General features: G+C 69.0%; 20 protein-coding genes and 1 tRNA gene. 13 read left to right on the forward strand and 8 right to left on the reverse strand.

The features are described 5' to 3' along the window. Positions 1 to 30: 30 nt before the first annotated feature. Complete coding sequence (locus tag ACXRVZ_RS21075; RefSeq protein WP_457422092.1) at positions 31 to 1,005, forward strand: pirin family protein; 975 nt, start codon at positions 31 to 33, stop codon at positions 1,003 to 1,005. Positions 1,006 to 1,459: 454 nt separating this feature from the next. Here the strand turns inward: ACXRVZ_RS21075 and ACXRVZ_RS21080 are convergent, their stop codons facing one another. The 3 genes from ACXRVZ_RS21080 to ACXRVZ_RS21090 form a co-directional block, all read right to left on the reverse strand. Beyond that, positions 1,460 to 4,432: a hypothetical protein gene (locus ACXRVZ_RS21080; protein ID WP_458232796.1), complete on the reverse strand. Its 2,973-nt coding sequence runs from the start codon at positions 4,430 to 4,432 to the stop codon at positions 1,460 to 1,462. 12 nt (positions 4,433 to 4,444) lie between these two features. Then, positions 4,445 to 6,679 (reverse strand): hypothetical protein, encoded by a 2,235-nt coding sequence (locus ACXRVZ_RS21085; RefSeq protein WP_457422088.1) that lies wholly within the window; start codon positions 6,677 to 6,679, stop codon positions 4,445 to 4,447. Positions 6,680 to 6,807: 128 nt separating this feature from the next. Next, positions 6,808 to 7,173, reverse strand: a complete 366-nt coding sequence (locus ACXRVZ_RS21090) for a hemerythrin domain-containing protein (protein WP_457422086.1) — start codon at positions 7,171 to 7,173, stop codon at positions 6,808 to 6,810. Between the two features lie 134 nt (positions 7,174 to 7,307). On the opposite strand from ACXRVZ_RS21090, the gene ACXRVZ_RS21095 reads away from it, so the two are divergent. The 3 genes from ACXRVZ_RS21095 to ACXRVZ_RS21105 all read left to right on the forward strand — a co-directional run bounded on the left by ACXRVZ_RS21095 (position 7,308) and on the right by ACXRVZ_RS21105 (position 9,165). After that, positions 7,308 to 7,676, forward strand: a complete 369-nt coding sequence (locus tag ACXRVZ_RS21095; protein ID WP_457422084.1) for a transposase — start codon at positions 7,308 to 7,310, stop codon at positions 7,674 to 7,676. A 620-nt stretch (positions 7,677 to 8,296) separates the two neighbouring features. Then, on the forward strand, positions 8,297 to 8,899 hold the full coding sequence (locus ACXRVZ_RS21100; RefSeq protein WP_457422082.1) for a hypothetical protein: 603 nt from the start codon (positions 8,297 to 8,299) through the stop codon (positions 8,897 to 8,899). Next, positions 8,890 to 9,165, forward strand: coding sequence for a hypothetical protein (locus tag ACXRVZ_RS21105; RefSeq protein ID WP_457422080.1), 276 nt, complete (start codon positions 8,890 to 8,892; stop codon positions 9,163 to 9,165). The genes ACXRVZ_RS21100 and ACXRVZ_RS21105 overlap by 10 nt, the downstream gene beginning before the upstream one ends. A 237-nt stretch (positions 9,166 to 9,402) precedes the next feature. On the opposite strand, the gene ACXRVZ_RS21110 is transcribed toward ACXRVZ_RS21105, so the two are convergent. The 3 genes from ACXRVZ_RS21110 to ACXRVZ_RS21120 form a co-directional block, all read right to left on the reverse strand. After that, positions 9,403 to 9,479 (reverse strand) — tRNA-Val (locus ACXRVZ_RS21110). A 44-nt stretch (positions 9,480 to 9,523) separates the two neighbouring features. Continuing rightward, positions 9,524 to 11,782 carry a RelA/SpoT family protein gene (locus ACXRVZ_RS21115; RefSeq protein ID WP_457422078.1) on the reverse strand — a complete coding sequence of 753 codons (2,259 nt, stop codon included), beginning with the start codon at positions 11,780 to 11,782 and terminating at the stop codon, positions 9,524 to 9,526. A 4-nt stretch (positions 11,783 to 11,786) separates the two neighbouring features. Beyond that, positions 11,787 to 12,668: an alpha/beta fold hydrolase gene (locus ACXRVZ_RS21120; RefSeq protein WP_457422076.1), complete on the reverse strand. Its 882-nt coding sequence runs from the start codon at positions 12,666 to 12,668 to the stop codon at positions 11,787 to 11,789. Between the two features lie 45 nt (positions 12,669 to 12,713). On the opposite strand from ACXRVZ_RS21120, the gene ACXRVZ_RS21125 reads away from it, so the two are divergent. Continuing rightward, on the forward strand, positions 12,714 to 13,484 hold the full coding sequence (locus ACXRVZ_RS21125; RefSeq protein ID WP_457422074.1) for a 3-hydroxybutyrate dehydrogenase: 771 nt from the start codon (positions 12,714 to 12,716) through the stop codon (positions 13,482 to 13,484). Here ACXRVZ_RS21125 and ACXRVZ_RS21130 read toward each other — a convergent pair whose 3' ends face one another. After that, entirely contained in the window at positions 13,485 to 14,171 is a 687-nt protein-coding gene (locus ACXRVZ_RS21130) for an SIMPL domain-containing protein (RefSeq protein WP_457422072.1), read from the reverse strand. 134 nt (positions 14,172 to 14,305) lie between these two features. Between ACXRVZ_RS21130 and ompR the strand changes: the two genes are divergently transcribed. Genes ompR through ACXRVZ_RS21145 form a run of 3 tightly spaced genes read left to right on the forward strand, consistent with a single transcriptional unit; the run spans position 14,306 to position 17,147 of the window. Continuing rightward, positions 14,306 to 15,040: an osmolarity response regulator transcription factor OmpR gene (gene ompR, locus ACXRVZ_RS21135; protein WP_458232797.1), complete on the forward strand. Its 735-nt coding sequence runs from the start codon at positions 14,306 to 14,308 to the stop codon at positions 15,038 to 15,040. 18 nt (positions 15,041 to 15,058) lie between these two features. Then, positions 15,059 to 16,378 carry an ATP-binding protein gene (locus tag ACXRVZ_RS21140; protein WP_457422067.1) on the forward strand — a complete coding sequence of 440 codons (1,320 nt, stop codon included), beginning with the start codon at positions 15,059 to 15,061 and terminating at the stop codon, positions 16,376 to 16,378. Positions 16,379 to 16,427: 49 nt separating this feature from the next. After that, positions 16,428 to 17,147, forward strand: a complete 720-nt coding sequence (locus ACXRVZ_RS21145) for a substrate-binding periplasmic protein (RefSeq protein WP_457422065.1) — start codon at positions 16,428 to 16,430, stop codon at positions 17,145 to 17,147. On the opposite strand, the gene ispF is transcribed toward ACXRVZ_RS21145, so the two are convergent. Further along, positions 17,136 to 17,633: a 2-C-methyl-D-erythritol 2,4-cyclodiphosphate synthase gene (gene ispF / locus ACXRVZ_RS21150; RefSeq protein WP_457422063.1), complete on the reverse strand. Its 498-nt coding sequence runs from the start codon at positions 17,631 to 17,633 to the stop codon at positions 17,136 to 17,138. The genes ACXRVZ_RS21145 and ispF overlap by 12 nt on opposite strands. Before the next feature lie 37 nt (positions 17,634 to 17,670). Between ispF and ACXRVZ_RS21155 the strand changes: the two genes are divergently transcribed. The 5 genes from ACXRVZ_RS21155 (at position 17,671) to ACXRVZ_RS21175 (ending at position 22,374) form a co-directional block, all read left to right on the forward strand. After that, complete coding sequence (locus tag ACXRVZ_RS21155; protein ID WP_457422061.1) at positions 17,671 to 19,875, forward strand: patatin-like phospholipase family protein; 2,205 nt, start codon at positions 17,671 to 17,673, stop codon at positions 19,873 to 19,875. A gap of 112 nt (positions 19,876 to 19,987) precedes the next feature. Then, on the forward strand, positions 19,988 to 20,554 hold the full coding sequence (locus tag ACXRVZ_RS21160; RefSeq protein ID WP_458232798.1) for a DUF4402 domain-containing protein: 567 nt from the start codon (positions 19,988 to 19,990) through the stop codon (positions 20,552 to 20,554). Between the two features lie 4 nt (positions 20,555 to 20,558). Then, complete coding sequence (locus ACXRVZ_RS21165) at positions 20,559 to 20,996, forward strand: hypothetical protein (protein WP_457422057.1); 438 nt, start codon at positions 20,559 to 20,561, stop codon at positions 20,994 to 20,996. Between the two features lie 7 nt (positions 20,997 to 21,003). Beyond that, positions 21,004 to 21,468, forward strand: coding sequence for a DUF4402 domain-containing protein (locus ACXRVZ_RS21170; RefSeq protein WP_457422055.1), 465 nt, complete (start codon positions 21,004 to 21,006; stop codon positions 21,466 to 21,468). Between the two features lie 63 nt (positions 21,469 to 21,531). Further along, on the forward strand, positions 21,532 to 22,374 hold the full coding sequence (locus tag ACXRVZ_RS21175; protein WP_457422053.1) for a fimbrial biogenesis chaperone: 843 nt from the start codon (positions 21,532 to 21,534) through the stop codon (positions 22,372 to 22,374). Positions 22,375 to 22,386 lie beyond the last annotated feature (12 nt).

Genomic DNA, 22,386 nt, shown 5'->3' on the forward strand with positions numbered 1-22,386 from the left:
GGCTCACCCACTGCTCTCTTCGGATTGTTCATGCCCCGTTCCATCATCAGCGTCGCCCGGCTCGGCTCCCACTGGGAAACCATCGACCCGTTTCTCGTGTGCGCCTATCACCTCGACCACTATCCACCGGGGAACGCAGCCTTGGGACCGGTTGAGCCACCACCTGCCGAAGCAGGTGCCCTAAAGCCCTGGCGCATGTACTTCGGGCAGACGGTGCCAGGCTTCCCTGCCCACCCGCATCGCGGCTTCGAGACCATCACCATCGTCCGCCAGGGCGTGGTCGACCACTCCGACTCACTGGGCGCCACAGCCCGGTATGGCGCGGGCGATGTGCAGTGGCTGACTGCGGGGCGTGGTGTCGTGCATGCGGAGATGTTCCCTTTGCTGGACCCCCTCGAGCCGAACACGCTGGAGCTGTTTCAGATATGGCTGAACCTGCCGGCGCGCGACAAGATGGCTGAGCCCAGCTTCAAGATGTTCTGGGCCGAGGACATCCCGAGGCATGTTGAAGCCGGCGTCGACGTCACATGCATCGTCGGCGCCTTGCACGGAGTGCACATGCAACAGCCGCCGTCACCGCCTTCAAGGTCATGGGCATCAGACCCTAGTTCGGACTTGGCCGTGTGGACGTTGAAGATGGCGCCGGGTGCGAGGTGGCAGCTACCGCCTGCCTTGGGTAGTGGCACGCGCAGGCAGCTCCTCTTCTTCAAGGGCTCCACGCTGACCATCGACGGTGAGTGCGTCGACGCGCGTTCTGCTATTGAGGTCGACTGCTCCGCCGTGGTCGAGCTGGTAAATGGGTCCAAGGAAGCAGAGGTACTGCTGCTCCAAGGCCGCCCGATTGAAGAACCCGTCGCGCAGCACGGGCCGTTCGTGATGAACACGCTCGACGAAATCCGAGGTGCCTACGAAGACTACCGACACACCCGGTTTGGAGATTGGTCTTGGGGCGTCTACGACCCGAACCATGGCTCGAAGCGGGGAAGGTTCGCGTCAACCGATTGACGTTCGAGGGGGTGGTCAAGCGACTGCTCATGGGCGAAGCTGCCGGTCGGTGCCAGCAGCGCTCAACGACCGGTCCGGACGGCTGCTGTCGCTGCTGCATTGGCATGTGAATGACTCAGCTCAGCCTCGTGCTGCCACCCGATCAATTTCGGCTTTGGGCACTGACCTGTCCCCCCGATGCGCGGACCGGCAGGCCGTCGGCAGCTTGGTGCCCACAAGAGACATTGACCGTCCCCATCTTGCCGCCCTGAAGCCGCCGGTCGGACACGCCCATAGTCACCCGTATGAGCCCCGCAGCGGCGGGCATACGCTGGCGGGCAGCCATCAAGCCGATGCACGCATGGGGCACGGCTTAAGACCTTGCTGGCATACCTCATCGGGCGCCGCCACCCTGAGGCTGAACACCCCGAAAACAGCGTGAGCGCGGGCGCCTCCGGTACTGGGGTACTGGGCTTCAGCGCGTGTCCATGCCTACATAGCGGACGAAGAACTCCAGCCGCACGGTCTTCAGCTGATCCCAATCCACCTTCTGGTCCTTGAAATCCTGCGGCCGCACGGCGATGCGCCAGGTGGTGAAAGGCCCGAGCGGGGTGTGGGCTGGCAGTTCGCCGAGCGGGTGTTCACCCCAGTACTCGGCCCGCGCCACTACCTCGCCGGGCGTCGAGGCATCGGCCGCGCGGCGGTACTCGAAGGTCTTTTCCACCGGGTCATGGTCGACATGCACCGCGCTCTTGCCGTCACGCGGCACGATCCGTTCATTGCCCCGGTGGATCAGGTGCACCTTGATATGGCCGGTCTGGTCGGAGGCCGTCATGCCCAGCAGCCAGCAGCGCACCTCGACCATGCGCACGTTCATCATGTCGTTGAACGGGCTGTCGCCGTCGGTGCTGTCGGATGTCGGCGGCTCGAGGTCGAACTCCCAGAACCGGGCCTTGTCGTTGAACAGCACATCCTGGCCACGGTCCGTCTGAAAAGCGGTCACGATGTCGGAGCCGCTGCCGGCCGCGAACTCCACCACCACCGGCTCGGTGCGCGGACTCAGGTCACTGCCCATGCGCTCGAGCTGCGCTATGTTGTTCTTCAAGATCATCTGCCGGCCATTCAGCGCGGTCAGGTAGGTGACGTCGGTCGGCCCCTCGCAGCCCAGCACGTCCTTGAACACATCGTAGTCGTCGAGCGACCAGCAGCGGTAGGCGCGGCTGGCCATGTACAGGCTGCGGATGCAGTCGCGCCGGGCCTGCTGGTAGACGCCATGCACCATGTGGCCCCACAGCGATGGCGTGACCGCCGCCAGCTGGGCGCCGCGCTGCCCCACGCGCCGCTGCACCTGGGCGATCTCGCCGCTCAGCTGGTCGAGCTGGGTCAGCGTGTCGTTGTAGACCAGCACCTGGGCATTGCGCGCCAGCACCTGCTTCACATAGGCGGCCATCGCGTCCTTGGCCTCGTCAGCACCGGCCACGGTCTTGAAGTTGTCGAGCAGCTCATCCATGTCCTGCTGCTGGACCAACAGCTTGCAACCGTCCGGATCCTTCAGCTGGATATAGCCCTTAACCAGGTCGTAAGCCTCGTCTAGGGTCTTGAGCCGCGCGCTGTACTGCTCCACGCGGTGGACCACATAAGCCTCGCGGTAGCTCTCGCCGTCGGCACCGGTCAGCTGTGTGGCACCGGTAGTCACCATCTTGCCCAGCTCGGACGCGCCCACCACGCCGGCATGCACCGGGTTGGCCGCGGCGAAGGCCATCTGTTCGACCACATCGATGAACTTGGTGAAGTCGATCGTGAAGGTGCTGCCGATGCGGGCCTTGAACTGCGCGGCCTTCAACAGCACCGCCGACTTGGCCTTGCGCAGATCTTCGCCGAGCCGGGCAAGCTCGCGCTGGAGCTTGTCGAGCTTGTCGCGTGCATCCTGGGCCTGCTGCTTGAGCGGCGCAAGCTGGGCGCCGGCGGTCTTCATTGCCGACTGCAGGCGCGCGCCGCGCGCGTCATCGTCGATGGCGGCAGCCTGGTACTGGGCCCAGTCCTCCTCGGCCTGCTTCAGCCGCTCCAGATCACCTGGGCTGCCGTCGCTGCCTCCCAGCAGGTTGTCATACACCTTCAAAGAGGCCAGCGGCACCCAAGTCGGCGGGTGGCCGAAGGCATCGATGTCGATGCGTGTGACCGTGTCGCGCAGGCCCCGGGCGGCCTGCGCGATGCCCACGGCATCGGGATCCGGCGCCTTGCCCTGGGGGCCGGTTGCGGCCGAGCCGACCGTGATCAGAAAGTCCAGCCGCGCCAGCAGGTCGTCCACAGTCGCCTGCACGGACCGGTCGAGCCGCAGCGTGTCGATGCGTGCGCGCTCCAGCGTCAGCTCGAACAGGGTCTGGCGCAGCGTGCCGTGCAGCGCCGACTTCAAAGGGTCGTTCGCGATCGACAGCGCGATTGCCGAGGCCGACAGCGGCGCGGCCGCCGCCCCCGCCACCAGACTGGCCTGGCCCGCACTGGGCTTGGTGCGATCGGGCTGTGCCATCGACCGGCGAGGCGAGGGCGCCCCGATACCGCCCGACGGGGCATCGGGGATCGCGAAAGGGGCGCCACGCCGTCTGACGACCGCACCGACGCCCCCGGCGCCAGGCTCGCCTGCGCCGCCCGCATCCGCGGGATCGGGCGTCGTGCCCGATGCACCGGCCAGGCACGCGGTCGTCAGGGTGGTCGGCAAGGCGCCCATGCAGTAAACGCGGATCGTGCCGCCCGATCCGCCATAGCCACCCGGCCCGCCCAGGCCGCCCAGCCCGCCGGCACCGGCGGCGCCGCCGGGTGTCGGCATTTCTTCGTCGGCCACGCCACCGGTCCAGTACGGTGCGCCCTTTCCGCCGTCGCCCCCGACCTGTCCAATCTGGCCAGGCTGGCCATCGCCCCCGCGCCCGCCGCAGGCCGTGAGCGTGAGTTTGTCGCCATGCAGCTGCTGGCAGCGGATGTCGATCAAGCCCCCCGGCAACCCGGGATTGCCCGCGACACCGTTCTCTCCGGGCTGACCGGGCTGACCGGCTTCGGCCCGCGTGCACGGGTCGGCACCAAGGAAGTTGTAGGTGTAGTAGCCGTCTTTGCCGCCATCAGCCTGCTGCCCGACCTGTGGCTTCGCCGGATCCGGTGCAGCACCGGCACGGCCGATCACGTCGATGGTCACCTCACCCTCAAGCTCGACCACCCGGGCCGCGACCAGAAACTCGCAGCCGGTCTGCACGAAGACGCCCGCCAGTCGCAGCATGTCGGCGTTCACGGTCACATGGGCATCGGGCGGCACCCACTGCAGGCGGTAGCCGTCCGGGGCTTGCACCGCGCTGCCGGCGGGCGCCAGCATCAGCGGCTCGGCCGTGGTGATCGACAGCGATGCCGCCACCTTGCCCTCGGCCAGCACCTCTTCCTTCAGCAGATAGGGGTCGAATGCCATCGCCGTACCTCCTTAGCCAGGGGTTGACCCGAAGCCATTGTGGCGGCCCAGGAAGACCGTGGTCGACGCCACCTGACCGGCGATCGCGCCCACCGCATCGCGCAGACCCTGGGCGATGGGCGGTGCCAGGCGCGCGGCCTTGGCGGCCGCGGCCAGTTGCGTGTCGAGGCTGTCGAGCCGGTCGGCCAGGTCGCGCGTGGCCAGCATGATGGTCGTTGGATCGAGCGAGCGGGCCTTGACGCTGTCCTGCCACTTCTGCATCAGCTTGGCGGGATCACCCGCGAAGATGTCCTTCAGCGCGGCCGCGCCCTGGGCATCGGCCTTGGCGGCCACGCGCTTCAGCGCGGTGGCCCAGAGCTCGGTGCAGGCACCGCTCTTGAGCTGCTGATCGCAGCTCAGGCGCCACTCGCTCGGCGGCAGCTTGGGCTTGGCCAGGGTTTCTAGCGCCGTGGCGGCGGCGGCCACCGGGTCTTCCAGCCCGCCCACCTGACGCGCCAGCTCCGCGGCCAGCATATCCAGCCCGCCTTGCAGGGCGATCACCTGCGGGCCGATGAAGCGGCTTTCGTTGTCGGTCACGTACTGCTTGGCGTCCTTCAGTTCGAGCAGCAGATCGTTCGCCGCACTGAGCAGCGCCTCGCGGTCGAAGAGGTCACGCTCCTGCGCCTTGCGCCAGCGTTTGAGCGCCGGCCCCAGGTCGGGCAGGCCGTCGAAGGCCTCGGCATAGCCGTCCTTCACCCAGTCTAGCTGTCGACTTTCGATGCCCTGCTTCGCAGCCGCGGTGATGACGTCGATGAAATCGGCCCAACGTCCTTCGAGGGCCCGGCCCGCCCCAGCCAGAGGCACGGTGCCGCCGCCCAAGGCCTCGGAGGCTTCGGTGGGCTTCATGGTCTCGAAGGCCTGGGCAGTCTCGCGCAGCGATGCGGGCGGGTCGGGCTGCGGTATGAGCGGCGGCGGGAAGTCGCCGGCCGCTGCGCGCGCGCGCGTGTCGGCCGCCACCCAGCCCGCCAGCGCATGCAGGCCTTCGCGCAGGCCACTCAGGTAAGAGCGATCGGCCAGCGAGATGCCCGTGGCCGCCGCGTCGATCGTCGCGAGTTGCTCATCGTAGGACGCGAGGATGTCGCAGAGCTGCCGGTTCAGCGCCAGCGCCTTCGACTCGGTCAGCGTGTGGCGCTCGTTTTCCCAGCGCTTGAGGGCAGGCCCAAGGCCTTCCCCGAAGACCGCATCCACCTGACGCGCCAGCGACGCGTCCGCGATCCGCAGCGCCGCCTTCAGATCCGACCAGAACGCGCCTGGCGTCGTGGTCTTCAGCTTGGCATCGAAGCGGTCGCGCATCACCCGGCTCAGGCTCACCGGCTGGGCCAGCGCGTCAAAATCCGCGAGAAGGGTCTGCACCGGGTCATGCAGCCGCTGCGCCTGCTGTGCGAGCTCGGCGCTCAGCGCCTCGACGGCCTTGCCGAGCAGGGCCTGGACCTCGGCATCGAAGTCCGACGCGCGGCGCAGCAGCAGGTCCTGCAGGCCTTGCAAGTCCTCAAGCAGGCCGGTGGCCAGGGTGGTCATCGCCTGCCCGTCGAAGATGTTGCGTTCCTTCAGGCGCTGCCACTCCTTCAGCGTGGCCGCCAGATCTGGCAGCCCGGCCGCGGCATCGGCGTAGCCATCCTTCTTCCAGTCAAGCTCGCGGCCCTCGACGCGTGAGCGCTCGGCAGCCAGCGTCTTGTCCACGAACCCGCGCCACGAGCCCGCCAGATCCTCGCCAGCCTCGCGAAACCGGCTGACCACATCGGCCGTGCCGCGCGTGGGGGCGCCGCCGGCGCGCGGTCCGAGCGCTGGGGCGGCTTCCGGATCACCAGCGCGGGCGGCGAACCGCGCCGCCGCCTCGGCCAGGGTCTTCGGAGGCTTCGCGCGGACGCCCGCCCCGGCGTCACCGGCAGCCGATGCCGCGCCGCCGCCGCTGCCACCCGTGGCACCTGCACCCGCAGCAGCCGATGGGTCTGGCGCCGGTGGCGTCGGGGGTGCGGGGGGCGGCGGGGGCGGCGCCACCGGCGGCGGTGACGGCGGCTTGCTTGTCGACGAACCACCACTGACATGTGCGGTGCCGCCTTCGAGGCCGGGGGGCGATTGCTCGTGCCCGGGGTCCTGCGAAGGATCTTGCGCCGGGTCATGCGGAGGGTCGTGCGAGGGGTCGTGCGGCGCCCCTGTCCCGCCGCTGGTCGTGCCATGCGTCGATCCACCTGCGCCTTCCGTGGCCATGCGTCGCTCCTCGTTCGATTGCGCCTTCTGCGCACTCTAGTGCAAGGCTGGCAACGGAACCGGGTCGCCTGCGCCCAGACGCCAAAAGGCCAATCGATCGCGAGTCGTGATGGCCCTGCTAAAGCGCGTCAGTCGATCAACCTGCGCCGCCGCATTGCGGCGCCGAGTGCGGCAATTGCCTCGTCCGACAAAAACCGCTCGGCCATGGGCAGCACCTCACCTTCTTGCACGGCGATGTGGTCAGCGTACTGCTCGACGAAGGCCTCCACCCGCTCAGCGGTCAGCACGGCGGGCTCGGCGACGGCGATGCGCGCGAGGATGGCCCGCAGCTCGTCCCACTGGTGCTCGAGCGACCGGTAATCGGCCTGCAATCGATCGACCAAGCCCCGCAGGCAGAGCGCGTCAGAACCGGCGACTGCCTCGAACAGGGCCGGGAAAAAGTCATCTTCCTCGTCGGCATGGTGCTTGGGCGCGGCCAGGCCGAAACAACGCATCACAACCTACCTGGCCGAACCCGACTCCGACGGCGAAGAAGCGCGCACGCTGCGGCCGCTGCAGCCGGCGGCCAGCACCTAACGCAACGCCTTCGGGCCGCGCGGGGCAGAAGGTGTTGATTCTGCGAGGAGCGATGCCGCGCGAGGGTGCGGCGCGTCAGCCGCTGAGCGCCGACATTGACGGCTTCAGTCTGCACGCTGCCGTGCGGGTCGAGGCGCACGGTCGCAAGCGGCTGGAGCAACGGTGCCGCTACATCACCCGCCCGGCGCTGCCAGACGAATGGGTGCAGCTCAACGCCGTCGGCCAAGTCGAGCCCAAGCTCAAGACGCCGTGGCGTGACGGAACGCCCCACCTGGTCATGAGCCCGCTGGAGTTCATGCGGCGGCTGGCCGCGCTGGTGCGGTGGTCGAGGCAGCACATGACCGGCTGGCCGGATAGCGGCCGTTCGCCAGCGGCAGCTCCTGGCCGACAGCATGAGCTCATCCAGGCGCCGGAAGGCTGACCTTGGTACAACGGACGACAGCCAGCACGGCCAGTGCCCTAGCGGCTGTCGACGTCAACAAGATGCGCAACGCGATCGAGACGATGCGCACCGACGGCACGCTCGAGACGATTCTTGCGCGCTATGTTGACCGACCGACAGCCCGAGCGCTTGCAGCGCGACCCAGCGGAAAGTAGCGGCGGTCAAGCGCCGATCACACGCCCTCGGCCTCAGAGCCGCAGCACAGTTTGCTGAGCAAATGCTGAGCTCGCTCGAGGGTCCCACCTACAGGACGGCTTGCAGCGAGGTTTTGCAGGTATTGCTTAAGCGCAGCAGCCAGCGGCGCAACTTCGCCGCGCAGCGGTGCGCTTCAGCGCCGCTAGGTGCCCGCGAGATTTGATCGGGAGGGCTTCGCAGCAGTCCACACAGCGCGTCGATGGGCGCCAGGTGCGAACCCGGCAGGCCCGGTCGGCGCAAAGCCCCAGCTCGTCCCTCATCAAAAGGAATCTGCTGTAGGCACTCGACATCCGGCAGCGCCTGCGATACTGTATGCACATACAGTATTCGGCTATACAGGCAACACAGCACCGCCATCCACGCGATCGATCAGTGGCGGCCGCCTCGCGCCCTCGGAGACAGGCATGAACATCAGGTTTTACATCCCCTACTTCCCCATCAACCCGTATGGCGGCGAGAGCCCCGCCACGGCCTTGGAAGCCGCGCGCGCGGCCCTGGAGGCCCGCTTGGGAGGGACCTGGCAGGTGCTGGCCGCCAAGGCTGCATTCGAGGAAACTGGTGGACTCCATGCTTACTGGCGCGGGATGGCCCCGCCGGCCATCACACGCTGGACTGAAGCCGTCCATGACGCGATCGACGCCGCCTACCTGGCGGAACCACCCCGGCAAAGAACGATCGAGGACATCGACCAGCTGAACGCGGCTTACCTCGACGTGATCGCCACGGCTCGTTATGCCTACACCGAGCATGAATGGCTTGACGCCTTCACGGCCCATTTCGGAATGAGCGACTACTGCGACTCCCACCACGAGGCCATCGCTGCCGGCCGCCATTGGCTCGCAATCGCTGCCGGCGCCTGCCCCATTGCCGCCGCGGAGCAGGAGATCAGGCAAAGGTCTCAGGCCTCTCAGGCACGCGGCCTCCCATATGACCTGGCAATCCTCGCCGCCGCTAACCTGCCGCGAGCCGCCGGCCCCGAAAGCCAAGGAGTGCGACCATGCTTCTGAACCTGAATGATCCGGAAAGCATCGTGGCTTGGTGGACGGTTCTGCCGGACCGCCATGACCAGTTCCTGGCGCACAAGCTGCGGGTCAGTCCGGAGTTCGCACCGGCGATCAACGAAGCACGGCGGCGGATCGCCGCACGGCCCGAAATGGCCGACTCGCTCCGCGAAGCCGAGCAACGCCGCCAGCAGCACGAGGCCGCACAGGCAGAACGAGCGGAGCGCCTGACCAGCCTCCAGCGTCGCGCTCAGGAGTTAGCAGCCGTCTAACGGCGTACGCCACGCCGCCTAGCCTTGCGCCTTTGATGCCACGATGGCTCGGGAGTCCAGGCGGTCAATAAATTGGTGTGCGCCGGTGGGCAAGTTTTCTGTCAGCGACCACCTTGGAACGGCGGTCCCACCCGGCCACCGTCGAAAATCTGGCTGCCTGTTTTTCGTACTTTTTTCGTACAGGCAAAGAAAAAGCACCTAGCGTCGCCGCTAAGTGCTTGTTCTACCTACCGTATTTGGTAGGCGCGATTGGATTCGAACCAACGACCCCCACCATGTCAAGGTGGTGCTCTAACCAACTGAGCTACGCGCCTGAAGAGCTGCGCACTATAGCAGGGTTTTCAGCGTGCTGTCCAGTTCACTTGCGGCGGGCCGAGCGCACACCGGTGATGGCGCAGAGATCGCGCAGCACCTTGTTGAGCTTCGTCGCGTCCGACAGTTCCAGCGTGAAGCTCATCCACGCCATGTCGCCGCCGCCCGTCTTCGGCTTGGCCGCACCGCCCTGCAGCGACTGCGTGTTCACGGCGACGACGTTCATCTTTTCCTTGGCGAAGATTTCCAGCACGTCGCGCAGCAGGCCCTGACGGTCGCCGGCCTCCACCAGCACGTCGACCGGGTAGACCGGCGCGCTCTTGCCCGCAGGTTCACCACCGCCCCACTCCACGGCGATGACGCGCTCGGGCGAGCGGCGACGCATCTCGGCGAGGTTGCTGCAGTCGCTGCGGTGGATGGCCACGCCCTTGCCGCGCGTGACGAAACCCTCGATGCCATCCGGCGGCGCGGGCCGGCAGCAGCGCGACAGCGTCGTCAGCAGCGAGTCGATGCCCACCACCAGCACGCCGCTGCGCGCACCGCTGCTGGCGTTGCGCGTATGCCGCTGCGCGAGCAGCTCATCCTCGTCGGCCACAGGCTCGGGCGGGCGCAGCAGCAGCTCGATGTTGCGCAGCGAGTACTCGTCCTTGCCGATCACCTCGAAGAGCGCGTCCGCGCCCTTGAAGCCCAGGCGTGAGGCCAGCTCGTCGAGCTTGAGAGCAGTCCTGCCCTCACGCTGCAGCAGCTTCTCGACCAGTTCCCGGCCCTTGGCAATCGTCTGAGCCTGCTGCAGCGCGTTGAACCACGCCCGCACCTTGGCACGCGAGCGCTGGCTCTGCAGATAGCCGAGCTCGGGGTTGAGCCAGTCCAGCGATGGCCCGCCCTCCTTGGCGGCAATGATCTCGACCGTCTGGCCGCTGTGCAGCGGCGTGTTCAGCGGCAGCATCTGGCCGTCGATGCGGGCACCACGGCAGCGGTGGCCGAGGTCGGTGTGCACCGCGTAGGCGAAGTCCACCGGCGTCGCGCCGGGTGCCAGTTCGACGATGGTGGCTTGCGGCGTGAAAACGTAGATGCGCTCGTCAAAGGCCTCTGCGCCGTCCCCTCCGGCTGCGCCCTGCACTGTGTCGCGCTCCCAGGCCAGCAACTGGTTAAGCACGGCCTTGCGGGCCCGGGCGACCTGCTCCTCGAACTCTCCAGCTGCACTGACTCCGGCATAGCCACGCGCGCCCGCCTCCTTGTATGCCCAGTGCGCGGCGACGCCGTGCTCGGCATGGTCGTGCATCTCGCGGGTGCGGATCTGCACCTCCATCACACGCTCGTCCGGCCCGAGCACGATGGTGTGCAGCGACTGGTAGCCGTTGGGCTTGGGCTTAGCGATGTAGTCGTCAAACTCGCCCGGCACGGGCGCGTAGAGCTCGTGCAGCCGTGCCAACACGGCGTAGCAGTCGGCCACGCTGGCGACGATGACGCGCAGCGCGCGCAGGTCGAAGACGCGGTCCAGCGCCAGGTCCTTGCCCTGCATCTTCTTGTGGATGCTGTAGAGGTGCTTGGGCCGGCCCTGCACCTCCGCGGCAATGCCTTGCGCATAGAGGTCGGCCTGCAGCGTCGCGCGCGCCGTCTCGATGCGCTGCTCTCGCTCGACGCGCTTCTCCTGCAGCCCCTTGGCCAGCGCCTTGTAGGCCTCGGGTTCGCGAAAGCGAAAGGCCAGATCCTCCAGCTCCCACTTGATCTGCCAGATGCCCAGCCGGTTGGCCAGCGGCGCGAACACGGCCTGCGACTCGGCCGCCAGCTCCGGCGGGCAAGGCGTCTTGCTGGCCGCGTACCAGCGCAGCGTCTGCAGCCGCGAGGCCAGGCGCAGCAGCACCACGCGCAGGTCGCGCGAGAAGGCCAGCAGCATCTTGCGCACGCGCTCGGTCTGCTCGGCCTTCTGGTCGGTGCTGACCTTGGCGCTGCGTGCGGCGCGCTGCATCTGCACCAGCTTGCGCGTGTGCGTGACGAGGCTGGCATGGCTGTCGCCAAAGGCCTTGGCGACGACCTCCTCGGGTTTGGTCAGGAAGTCGGCCGCGTAGACGAGATAGGCCGCAGCCTGCAACTCCTGCGCGGCGCCCACGCTTTGCAGGATGGTGGCGACGCCGTCGGCATGCGCGAGCGCGTTCTCGCCAGTGTCCAGGGTCTCGGCGGCCAGCAGCGGCTCGGCAAAGGCGCGAGCGCGGGCCATCTCGGCGTTGGAATGTCCCGTGCTGGTGTCCAGCAACGCGACGATGGGCGCGGTGGCCGCGCCCTCGGGCATCAAGCCTGTCTTCATGAGCTCATGAACTCAAAAAATCCCTCACGATGGCGATCTGGTCGTCGTGGATCAAGGTGGGTGCGTGGCCGATGCCGGGCAGCTCGACGAGACGGGCGCCCGGGCCGCGCTGCGTCATGGCGCGGGCGGTCTCGGTGGTGAGCAGGTCGCTGTCGGCGCCGCGAATCACCAGGGTCGGGCAGGTCAGCGTGTCATAGGCGGCCCACAGCGCGGCCTCGCCGGCGGCGGCGATCTCGGGCGTAATGGTGGCAAAGGGCAGGCCGATGGCGGGGTCGTAACGCAGACGCCATTCGCCGCCCTCCTCGCGGAACAGCGGCGTGGACAACCCCAGCCAGGCCTCGTCGCTGTGCGGGCCGAAGCCCTCGGAGATGGTGCGCAGATAGGCCGCGCCCTCGGCCAGCGACGCGAAGCGCAGCGTCTTGCCGATGTAGCTGCCAATGCGCTGCAAGGCCTCGAAGCGGATGGCCGGGCCGACGTCGTTCAGCACCAGGCGACGCACCATGCCGGGCTGGCCCTCGCGCCCGCGCAGCGAGGCCACACCCAGCCCGATGAGGCCGCCCATGGACGTGCCCACCCAGTCCACCTGCTCCACATCCAGCCGCGCCAGCAGCGCCACCATGTCGGACACATAGGCCGGGATCTGGTAGCCGCCGGGCTGGCGCAGCCAGTCGGACCGGCCGCGGCCGGCCACGTCGGGGCAGACGACGCGATAGCGGCTGCTCATCACGCGGGCCAGCGCGTCGAAGTCCCGCCCCTGGCGCGACAGGCCGTGCACGCAGACCAGAACAGGGGCGTCCGCGCTCGGCCCGGCCCACTCCCAATAGGCCATGCGATGCAGGCCTGTGGCGTCGAGGCAATTGACGAAGCGCAGGTCGGGCTGGGTCATGGTTCAATCCTTTGAAACCATCGTAGCAACCCCGAAGGACCCTCCATGTTGAAAGGCAAAACCGCCCTCGTCACCGGTTCCACCAGCGGCATCGGATTGGGCATCGCCCTCTCGTTCGCGCGCGAAGGCGCGAACGTGATCCTGAACGGCTTTGGCGATGCCGACACGCCCAGGGCCGAGGTCGCTGCACTCGGCGTCAAGGTGGGCTACCACGGTGCCGACATGAGCAAGCCCGGCGACATCGCCGCCATGCTGGCCTACGCAGACGCCGAATTCGGCGGCGTGGACATCCTCGTCAACAACGCCGGCATCCAGTTTGTCGCGCCGGTGCAGGACTTCCCGGTCGAGAAGTGGGACGCCATCATCGCCATCAACCTGACCTCAGCCTTCCACACGACGCGCCTGGCGCTGCCGGGCATGCTGACCAAGGGCTGGGGCCGCATCATCAACATCGCCTCGGCGCACGGCCTGGTGGCCTCGGCGCAGAAGTCGGCCTACGTGGCGGCCAAGCACGGCCTGGTGGGTTTCACGAAGAGCATTGCGCTGGAAACGGCCACCACGGGCGTCACCGTCAACGCCATCTGCCCGGGCTGGGTGTTGACGCCGCTGGTGCAGAAGCAGGTCGACGCGCTGGCCGCGAAAGACGGCGTGAGCAACGACGAGGCGAAGCGCCGCCTGCTGGCGGAGAAGCAGCCCTCGCTGCAGTTCACGACGCCGGAGGAACTCGGCGCGCTGGCCGTGTTCCTCAGTTCGGACGCCGCCATCAATGTGCGCGGCCAGGCCTGGGCGATGGACGGCGGCTGGACGGCCGTCTAGCTATTTGGTGAGCTGCACGGAGCCGTTCACGTTGACCGTCACGGTCGCCTTGCCGGCCTCGGTAGGCAAGGCCGCATCGGCACTCTCGGCCTTCATGCGGGCCATGGCCATCATCGGCCGCGGCGCCGAGTTCTCGTCGCTGGCGATGTTGACCTCGCCGACGACATAGCTGCCGTAGCCGAACAGCTTCGCGTATTCCGACGCCTTGGCTCGGTAGCGGGTAATCGCCTGAGCGGTGATGTCGGCCTCGGCCTTCTCTCGTGACTCACGCGACAGGCTGTAGCCCACGCGGGCAATCGTCAGCGTGCTGATGCGCCCCGTCAGCTGGGCAATCGCAGCGGTGTCGCGGCCCTCGACCTGCAGCTCCGCGCTGCCCTGCCAGCCATTGATCTTGCCGGTCTTGGGGTCATGGCGCGGGTAGAGCGAGAAGCCGCCCGTCTGCACATCGACCTGGCCCGGCTTGGCGACCTTGCGCGCCTCGGCCAGCGCGGCGTCAAGCGCCTGCTTGAGCGCGGCCTGCACCGCCGCCGCTTCGACACCCTCGCGCGTCGTCGAGAAGCTGACGCCGAGCACATCGCGCACGATCTCGGCGCTGGCGCTGGCTGACAGGCTCAGCCGCTCTCGCGGCGTCTCGGCGTGGGCAGCCAGGGCCAGAGCAAGGGCGGGCAGAAGGACGAACGTACGCATAAGGCTTCCTTTCAAGACGGGAAAACCAGCTTAGCCCGGCCAGATGGCAACAAGCTGTAAGCCATGCCTGCTGTCCTACAGGCCGGGGTTTCAAACCTGAACACAATGGCGCTGTTACAAATCAAGGAGCCGCGATGAATAGCAGCGCGAACCCCCGCCAAAACCGAATTCTTGTCGTCGACGACGACGCCCGCATCCGCGACCTGCTGCGCCGCTACCTGACCCAGGAAGGCTTCGAAGTCTTGCTGGCCGAAGACAGCCGCGCCCTGAACAAGCAGCTCACCCGTGAGACCGTCGACCTCATCGTGCTCGACCTCATGCTGCCCGGCGAAGACGGCCTGACCATCTGCCGCCGCCTGCGCGCCGCCAACGACCAGACGCCCATCATCATGCTGACGGCCAAGGTCGAGGACGTGGACCGCATCGTCGGCCTGGAGGTCGGCGCTGACGACTACCTCGCCAAGCCCTTCAACCCGCGCGAGCTGCTGGCCCGCATCAATGCCGTGCTGCGCCGCCGCCCGCCGCCGGAAGCCCCGGGCGCGCCGAGCAAGGAGCCGATGACGGTCACCTTCGGCCCCTTCGAATTCGACCTGGCGCTGCGCCGCCTGATGAAGAACGGCGAGCAGCTGCCGCTGACGACCGGCGAGTTCTCGATGCTGAAGACGCTGGTGCGCCACCCGCGCCAGCCGCTGTCGCGCGACAAGCTGGCCCAGCTGGCACGCGGCCGCGAGTTCGAACCTTTCGACCGCAGCCTGGACGTGCAGATCTCGCGCCTGCGCAAGATGCTGGAAGCCGACCCGGCCCAGCCACGCTACATCCAGACGGTGTGGGGCGTGGGCTATGTGTTCGTGCCGGATGAGAACTCCTAGGCTGGGTTAGCCTAGGCGATGGCCCGCCCTCACCTCGCGCTCAACCTCTTCTGGCGCACCTTCGCCTGGCTGGCCCTGCTGCTGGCCGGCGCGGTGCTGGCCTGGCAGTACACCTTCAAGCTGCTGGAGGCCCAGCCGCGCGCATTGCAGTCGGCCGAGCAGCTGGCCGGCCTGGTCAAGCTCAGCCGCATCGCGCTGGAGCACACCGACCCGATCAACCGCGTCGCCGTCATCACATCGATGTCTCGCGGCGACACGGTGCAGGTGCGCGTGGCCGAGACGAGCGACCGCTGGCTGCCCTATGACACCACTCCCTTTGCCGAGAAGCTCGCCGCCGAACTCAGCTCCACGCTCGGCCCGCACACGGTCGTCGCCCGCAGCGTCAACGACAAGCCGGGCCTGTGGGTGCGCTATGTCGTCGGCGAGGACGCCTTCTGGCTGCGCACCAGCCCGGCACCGTTGTCCGTCTCGCTGGCCGGCAACTGGTGGTGGGTGGCCATCGCGCTGCTGGCCACCGTCGTCGGCTCGGCGCTGATCGCGCGCCTCATCAACCAGCCGCTGCGCGAGCTGGCCGACGCGGCCGGCCGCATCCGCGACGGCGAGTACGACTCGCGCCTGGACGAGAACACCATGACCAGCGAGATCCGCGAGGTCAACATGGGTTTCAACCGCATGGCCCGCGAACTCGCCAAGCTGGAGGAGGACCGCGCCGTCATGCTGGCCGGCATCTCGCACGACCTGCGCACGCCGCTCGCCCGCCTGCGGCTGGAAACCGAGATGAGCGTGGCCGACGAGCAGGCGCGCCACTTCATGGCTCAGGACATCGACCAGCTCGACGCCATCATCAGCAAGTTCATGGACTATGCGCGGCCCAACGAGACGCAGCTGCGCGAGACACGGCTGACCGACGTCGTCGAACGCGAGGTGCAGGGCTTCCGCGACCCCGACCAGATCCGCTTTCGCGTGCAGGTCAGCTCGGCGCTCAAGGTCTTCGTCGACGATACCGAGCTGGGCCGCGTGCTGCTCAACCTGTTCGAGAACGCGCGCCGCTACGGCCACGCCGAGGGCGAGCCGGCGCGCGTGGATGTGAGCGCCACGCGCCAGGGCACCTGGGTGGAGCTGCGCGTGCGCGACCACGGCCCCGGCGTGCCGCCCGACCGCCTGCAGCGCCTCACCGTGCCCTTCTACCGTGGCGACGCCGCACGCACCGCCGCCAGTGGCGCGGGGCTGGGGCTGGCCATCGTCGAAAAGTCCGTGCAGCGCCTGGGCGGCACGTTGACCATCGCCAATGCGGACGGTGGCGGGCTCATCACGGTGCTGAAGCTGCAGGCGGGCTGAGCTAACCTGACGAGCCTGTCAACCTCAGGCGCTCCTCCCGCCTGCTGCCATGCGCCTATCTGGCCGACTCGCGCTGTTGCCACTGCTGCCGCTGCTGCTGCCGCAGGCCGCCATCGGCGCGCAGGCGCTGGACGTGCTGGTCTACCCCAATGCCGGCGTGTTCGAGGCCGCGCCCGGGCAACCCGGAGGGCCTGGCGGCGCAATGCTGGAGCGCATGCAGACGCTCAGCGGCATCACGCTGCGCCAACAGATCGTGCCCATCAGCCGCGCCCTGCTGCTCGCCGAGCAGAAGCCAGGGAGCTGCGCCGTCGCCCTGTCACGCACGGCTGAGCGCGAGCCACGCTTCCTGTGGGTCGGCCCCTGGGCACGCGGCGCGCTGACGGTCTATGGTCGCGGCGACGAGACCCGGCAGGTCGACGGTGCGCAGGACCTGCGCGGGCGCAGCATCGTCGTGCTGCGCGACTCGTCGCCCGCCGCATGGCTGAGGGAGCACGGGCTGCCGGCCGAGGAGGTCAAGGACAACGGCACCGCGCTGCGCATGCTGCAGGCGCGGCGCGTGGATTTCTGGCTGGCCAACGACCTGGCCGGAAACTTCGTCATCCGCGCCGCTGGCGGCGCAGCGCCGCGCGTGCTGCACAGCGCAGGCCGCATCGACCTCTACTTCGCCTGCCACCCGGCCACCGATCCGGCCGTGCTTGGCGTACTGGATCTTGCCATCACGCAACTGCGCCGCAACGGCGAGCTGGCCGAGTTCGGCCTAGGCCGCTGATAGCAGGCACACGGCGCGCGCCTCGATGGCGCGGCCCTCGCCCACCGGGCCCATCTTCTCGGCCGTCTTGGCCTTCACGTTGATCTGGCCCAAGTCCACGCCCAGCACCTCGGCAAGACGAGCGCGCATGGCCGGGATGTGCGGCGCCATCTTGGGCGCCTGGGCGACGATGGTCGTGTCCAGATTGACGAGCTGCCAGCCCGCCTCGCGCACGCGGCGGTAGGCCTCGGCCAGCAGCACCATGGAGTCGGCGCCCTTGAACTCGGCGGCCGTGTCAGGGAAGAGCTTGCCGATGTCGCCCAGGGCCGCGGCGCCGAGCAGGGCATCGGTGATCGCGTGCGCCAGCGCGTCGGCGTCGGAGTGGCCGAGCAGGCCGTGCGTGTGCGGGACGGTGATGCCGCCCAGGACGAGCGGGCGGCCGGTGACGAGCTGGTGGGTGTCCCAGCCTTCGCCAATCCTCAGTGCGGGGAGCGCGGGAAGAGTCATGCCGGCATTCTCGCTGCCTGATATGGTGCGCCCCGCCATGAAACGACTCGCCCCTTTCTGCTGGTTCGTCTGCCTGCTCGCGCTCTGCCAGCTGGCCCTTGCCGAAACGCTGCCGCCCCGCCCCAAGATCGGCCTCGTGCTGTCCGGCGGCGGCGCGCGCGGCCTGGCCCACATCGGCGTGCTGCGCGTGCTGGAGGAGATGCAGGTGCCGGTGGACCTCATCGTCGGCACCAGCATGGGCGCCGTCGTCGGCGGGGCCTATGCGTCGGGGCGCAACCTCGACGAGCTGGAGGCGCTGGTGAAGAGCGCCAACTGGAACGCCATCCTGGCCGACCGTCCGGCGCGCGAGCGCCTGGCCATCCGCCGCCGCGAGGATGACGAGCGCCTGCCCTCGCGCATCGAGTTCGGCTTCAACCTGCAGCGCGGCGCCATGCTGCCAGGCGGCGCGGCGGCCAACGGCCTGCTGGAGGCAACGCTGACGTCGCTGCTGCCGGCCACGCGCACCGACGACCCGCTGCGCCGGCTGCCCATCCCCTTTCGCGCCGTGGCGACCGACCTGCTCTCCGGCGCCATGCTGGACCAGGCCGACACGCCGCTCTTCGAGGCCCTGCGCGCCTCCATGGCCGTGCCCGGCGTGTTCGCGCCGCTGCGCGTCAACGGCCGGCCGCGGGTGGACGGCGGCCTGGTGCGCAACCTGCCCATCGACCTGGCGCGCCAGCTCGGCGCCGACATCGTCATCGCCGTCAACGTCGGCACGCCACTGCTGGAAGAGCGCGAGATCACCAGCGCCGTAGCCGTCGCCAACCAGATGCTGCAGATCCTGACCGAACAGAACGTGCAGCGCTCGCTGCGCGAACTGACGACCCGGGACATCGTCATCGACCCCGACCTGGGCGGCATGGGCTTCATGGACTTCTACCGCGCCGACGAAGCCATGGCCACCGGCCGGCGCGCGGCGCTGGCGGCCGGCGAGCGCCTGGCCCTGCTGGCTTCGCCCGCCGCCTACGCCGCCTTGCAGGCGCGCCGCCTGGGACCGCCCGAGTCGGCACTGGCCGCGCTGCCGCTGGGCGAGTTGAAGATCAGCGGCACGAGCCGGCTCAACGCCGAGGCGCTGCGGGCCGAGCTGGCGCTGGCGCCGGGCGACCCGGTCGGCCGCGAGGTGCTGACCCGCGCCGTCGAGCGCCTGGACGGCACCGGCGACTTCGAGCGCATCGAGACCGAGATCGACGACCGCGACGGCAGGCGCAATGTCGAGTTCAAGCTCACCGAGGCCGACTGGGCCGCCAGCCGCGTGCGTCTGGGGCTGGAGCTGTACAGCAACTTCGCCGACGCCAACAGCTACTCGCTGGTGGCCATGCATGTGGCCAACTGGCTCAACCCCTGGGGCGCGGAGCTGCGCAGCGTCGCACGCCTGGGCTCCTCGCGCGGCCTCAACACCGAGTTCTACCAGCCACTGGGCCCCGGTTCGCGCTGGTTCGCCAGCGCCAAGCTCAGCTACGCGGCTGGCAGCAACGACCTCTTCGACCAGGGCCAGCGCGCGCTGCGCCTGTCCAGCAGCCTGACCAGCGCCCAGCTCGAGCTGGGCCACCGCATCGCCGGCCTGGGCGACCTGCGCGTCGGCATCGGCCGCCTGCGCGCGGACGACGAGGTCGTGCTGCCCGTCGTTCCCGGCGGCAGCCGGCGCGCACAGACCTATGGCCAGCAATACGTGGAGCTGCACACCGACTCGCTGGACTCGCTGGCCTTTCCCAGCCGCGGCCAGTGGACGACGGCGCGCATCGAATGGCTGCACCCGCGCGGCGAGCCGAGCGTCATCAACGCCTCGCTGCTGGGCCTGGCGGCCTTCCGCCTGGGCGAATGGGCCGGCCAGCTCTACGGCGAGTTCGCCCATGCTGAGCGCGGCCAGGCGCGCTCTCTGGGCGGCTACCTGCGCCTGTCCGGCACGCCGGACGGCGCGTTGCTGGGCGAGAACATGGTGCTGGCCCGCGTCGTCATGGCGCGGCGCATCGGCGAGATGCCGGTCGGCCTGGGCGGGGCGGTGCGCGTGGGCTTCTCGCTGGAAGCCGGCGCCGTCGGCGCGGGTGCGGGGCTGAAGCTGTCCAACCTGCCCCGCAGCGGCTGGCAGCAGGCGGCCAGCGGCTTCCTCAGCGTGGACACGCGCTTCGGGCCGTTCTTCCTGGCGCTGGGGACGACACGGCGCGGCGAGACCTCGGCCTATCTGCTGCTCGGCCCCACTTGGTAAGCCGCGCGAGGAATGAATTGCCGGTCAAGCCCGGCGTTCATCGGCCGATAAGCCTTTGGAGTACGCCCGCACATTCGCGGTTCCGTGCCCACCAGGAGCCGAGGAGCAACCCATGACGAAAATCTTCCACCGACCCACGCACCTTCAGGCCTCGCTGGCCCTGAGCGCCCTCGTGCTGCTTGGCGCAGCCGGCATGCGCGCCGTGCAGGCCGCCGACAACGCCACCGCGACCGCGACCGCCGTCGTGCTGGCGCCCATGGCCGTGACCRGGTTTTCCCACCTCGCCTTTGGCAACGTCGTCGCCGGCAACGGCGTCGTCACGCTGGCGACCGACGGCACGCGCACCAAGAGCGGCACGACCGCCCTGCCCACCGGCGTGGCCGGCGCCGCCGCGCGCTTCGACGTGACTGGCACCGGCAACAACACCTTCTCCATCGACTACACCGGCAGCGACTCGACGCTGACCGATGGCAGCACCACGATGGCCGTCGACTGGATCACCGAAGCCCTGACGACGACGACGGCGACCGGCAAGACCGACGAGACCACCGACGCGGCGACCGGCACGCTGTCCTCGGGTGCGGCCTATATCTTCGTCGGCGGCAAGCTGACGGTGGGTGCGGCCCAGGCGGCGGCCACCTACACCGGCACCGTCAAGGTCACCGTCGCCTACAACTGAAGCCATGACGACCGCTCGCCACTGCGCACTGTGTGCCGCAGCCGGCCTGCTCTGCGGCCTGACGCCACTGATGCCGGCCTTCGCGGCCAGCACCACGGCCCAGGCCGGCGCGACCGTGGTGCTGCCCGCCAGCGTCAACGCCTGGCTGGGCGTGCCCGTCAGCGTGCAGGACCTGCTGCTGGCCCAGGACGCACCCGCCGGCCCTGCCACCGGCGGACTGGTGCCGCGCGTGGCCAGCGCGTCGACGCCGGCCATCCTGCGCGCCCTGCCCGTGTGGATAGGCGCCGCCATCGAGAGCCGCCAGGCCTTCGGCATCGACATCGTGCCGGCGGCCGGCGCGAGCCTGCTGGCGCGCGGCCCGGCCGCGGCGGTGTCGGTGGCCTCCGCCGCGACCGGCGGCGACGGCGAGGCGCCTCTGGTCATCACCGTTGCCTTCAACTGATCTGCCGATGCGCTTGCCGGCCCGTCGCTGCGCCCTGCCCTGGGCCCTGCTGCTCGCCAGCATCGCCGCACCAGCGCAGACGCTGAACAACACCGCCGCCCTGTCTTTCGGCGCCTTCACGGCCGGGGGCGGCGGCAGCATCAGCGTCGGCACCGGCGGCGCGCGCATGAAGACGGGCAGCGTCATCCTCGTCAACCAGGGCGGCGCTGCCAGCGCCGCGCAGTTCACCATCACCGGCACGCCCAACGCGATGTTCGACATCACGCTGCCGGTGGACGGGACCGTCTTCCTCAGCGACGGCGCCAGCGGCAGCATGGCCTTGAACGGCTTCGTCAGCAGCCCCGCCGCCGTGGGCGTGCTGTCGGGCGGCGGCACGCAACAGATCAACGTCGGCGCAACGCTGAGCGTGGGCAGCTCGCAGGCCACGGGCAGCTACACCGGGTCGTTCAACGTCACCGTCAACTATCAATAAAGCCAGGAAATCCTGGCGCTATTGCGCGCTTTGAAGCGCTCAAGTCCTGGCGACGATGGCGGCATGCGTGCATCGATCAAGCTCATCCAGCTGGCGGCCTTCGGGCTGCTGTCGCTGCTGTCGCACGCGGCCCAGGCCGACCTGATGCTGTTCCCGACGCGCATCGTCTTCGACAAGCAGCAGCGCGCCGCCCAGGTCGAGCTGATGAACCAGGGCAAGACGCCCGAGACCTACCGCATCAACCTCGTCAACCGCCGCATGGGCCCGAACGGCGAGTTCATCGCCGTCGACCAGCCCGGCCCCGGCGAGCAGTTCGCCGACGCCCTGCTGCGCTACTCGCCGCGCCAGGTCACCATCCCGCCCGGCGGCTCGCAGATCGTGCGCATCCTGCTGCGCAAGCCCGATGAGCTGGCCAGCGGCGAATACCGCTCGCACCTGCAGTTCGACCGCGTCGCCGAGGCCACCGGCGCCAGCAGCGTCGAGGAAGTCGCCAAGCGCGACGGCAAGACGCTGGGCGTCGTCATCCAGGCCCTGGTCGGCGCGTCCATCCCGGTCATCGTGCGTCAGGGCGACACCCACGCCAGGCTCGATCTGACCGACGTGGCCGTGCAGCCGGCGTCCGCCCAAGGGCCCGGCACGCTGTCCTTCCAGATGAAGCGCGAGGGCAACCGCTCGGTCTATGGCGACCTGCTCGCCACCTTCACGACGACGGCCGGCGTGACCTTCGAGGTCGCGCGCGCTGGTGGCGTGGCCGTCTACGCACCCAATGCGGCGCGGCGCGTGCAACTGCCCCTGCAGCTGCCGGCCGGCAACGCCCTGCCCGGCGGCACGCTGAAGCTCGCCTTCAGCGAGCGTCCCGAGTCCGGCGGCAAGCTGCTGGCCGAGACCAGCCTCAACCTCCCGTAAGGCGCCGGCGCT

Source organism: Roseateles sp. P5_E8, assembly GCF_054177665.1.

Bases quoted from the DNA above. Each gene is read 5' to 3' on its own strand.
- ompR (WP_458232797.1), top strand. From the start codon at position 14,306: ATGAATAGCAGCGCGAACCCCCGCCAAAACCGAATTCTTGTCGTCGAC.
- ACXRVZ_RS21125 (WP_457422074.1), top strand. From the start codon at position 12,714: ATGTTGAAAGGCAAAACCGCCCTCGTCACCGGTTCCACCAGCGGCATC.
- ACXRVZ_RS21140 (WP_457422067.1), top strand. From the start codon at position 15,059: ATGGCCCGCCCTCACCTCGCGCTCAACCTCTTCTGGCGCACCTTCGCC.
- ACXRVZ_RS21165 (WP_457422057.1), top strand. From the start codon at position 20,559: ATGACGACCGCTCGCCACTGCGCACTGTGTGCCGCAGCCGGCCTGCTC.
- ACXRVZ_RS21095 (WP_457422084.1), top strand. From the start codon at position 7,308: ATGCCGCGCGAGGGTGCGGCGCGTCAGCCGCTGAGCGCCGACATTGAC.
- ACXRVZ_RS21080 (WP_458232796.1), bottom strand. From the start codon at position 4,432: ATGGCATTCGACCCCTATCTGCTGAAGGAAGAGGTGCTGGCCGAGGGC.
- ACXRVZ_RS21145 (WP_457422065.1), top strand. From the start codon at position 16,428: ATGCGCCTATCTGGCCGACTCGCGCTGTTGCCACTGCTGCCGCTGCTG.
- ACXRVZ_RS21155 (WP_457422061.1), top strand. From the start codon at position 17,671: ATGAAACGACTCGCCCCTTTCTGCTGGTTCGTCTGCCTGCTCGCGCTC.
- ACXRVZ_RS21085 (WP_457422088.1), bottom strand. From the start codon at position 6,679: ATGGCCACGGAAGGCGCAGGTGGATCGACGCATGGCACGACCAGCGGC.
- ACXRVZ_RS21090 (WP_457422086.1), bottom strand. From the start codon at position 7,173: ATGCGTTGTTTCGGCCTGGCCGCGCCCAAGCACCATGCCGACGAGGAA.
- ACXRVZ_RS21170 (WP_457422055.1), top strand. From the start codon at position 21,004: ATGCGCTTGCCGGCCCGTCGCTGCGCCCTGCCCTGGGCCCTGCTGCTC.
- ACXRVZ_RS21130 (WP_457422072.1), bottom strand. From the start codon at position 14,171: ATGCGTACGTTCGTCCTTCTGCCCGCCCTTGCTCTGGCCCTGGCTGCC.
- ACXRVZ_RS21120 (WP_457422076.1), bottom strand. From the start codon at position 12,668: ATGACCCAGCCCGACCTGCGCTTCGTCAATTGCCTCGACGCCACAGGC.
- ACXRVZ_RS21075 (WP_457422092.1), top strand. From the start codon at position 31: ATGCCCCGTTCCATCATCAGCGTCGCCCGGCTCGGCTCCCACTGGGAA.
- ACXRVZ_RS21100 (WP_457422082.1), top strand. From the start codon at position 8,297: ATGAACATCAGGTTTTACATCCCCTACTTCCCCATCAACCCGTATGGC.
- ispF (WP_457422063.1), bottom strand. From the start codon at position 17,633: ATGACTCTTCCCGCGCTCCCCGCACTGAGGATTGGCGAAGGCTGGGAC.
- ACXRVZ_RS21175 (WP_457422053.1), top strand. From the start codon at position 21,532: ATGCGTGCATCGATCAAGCTCATCCAGCTGGCGGCCTTCGGGCTGCTG.
- ACXRVZ_RS21115 (WP_457422078.1), bottom strand. From the start codon at position 11,782: ATGAAGACAGGCTTGATGCCCGAGGGCGCGGCCACCGCGCCCATCGTC.
- ACXRVZ_RS21105 (WP_457422080.1), top strand. From the start codon at position 8,890: ATGCTTCTGAACCTGAATGATCCGGAAAGCATCGTGGCTTGGTGGACG.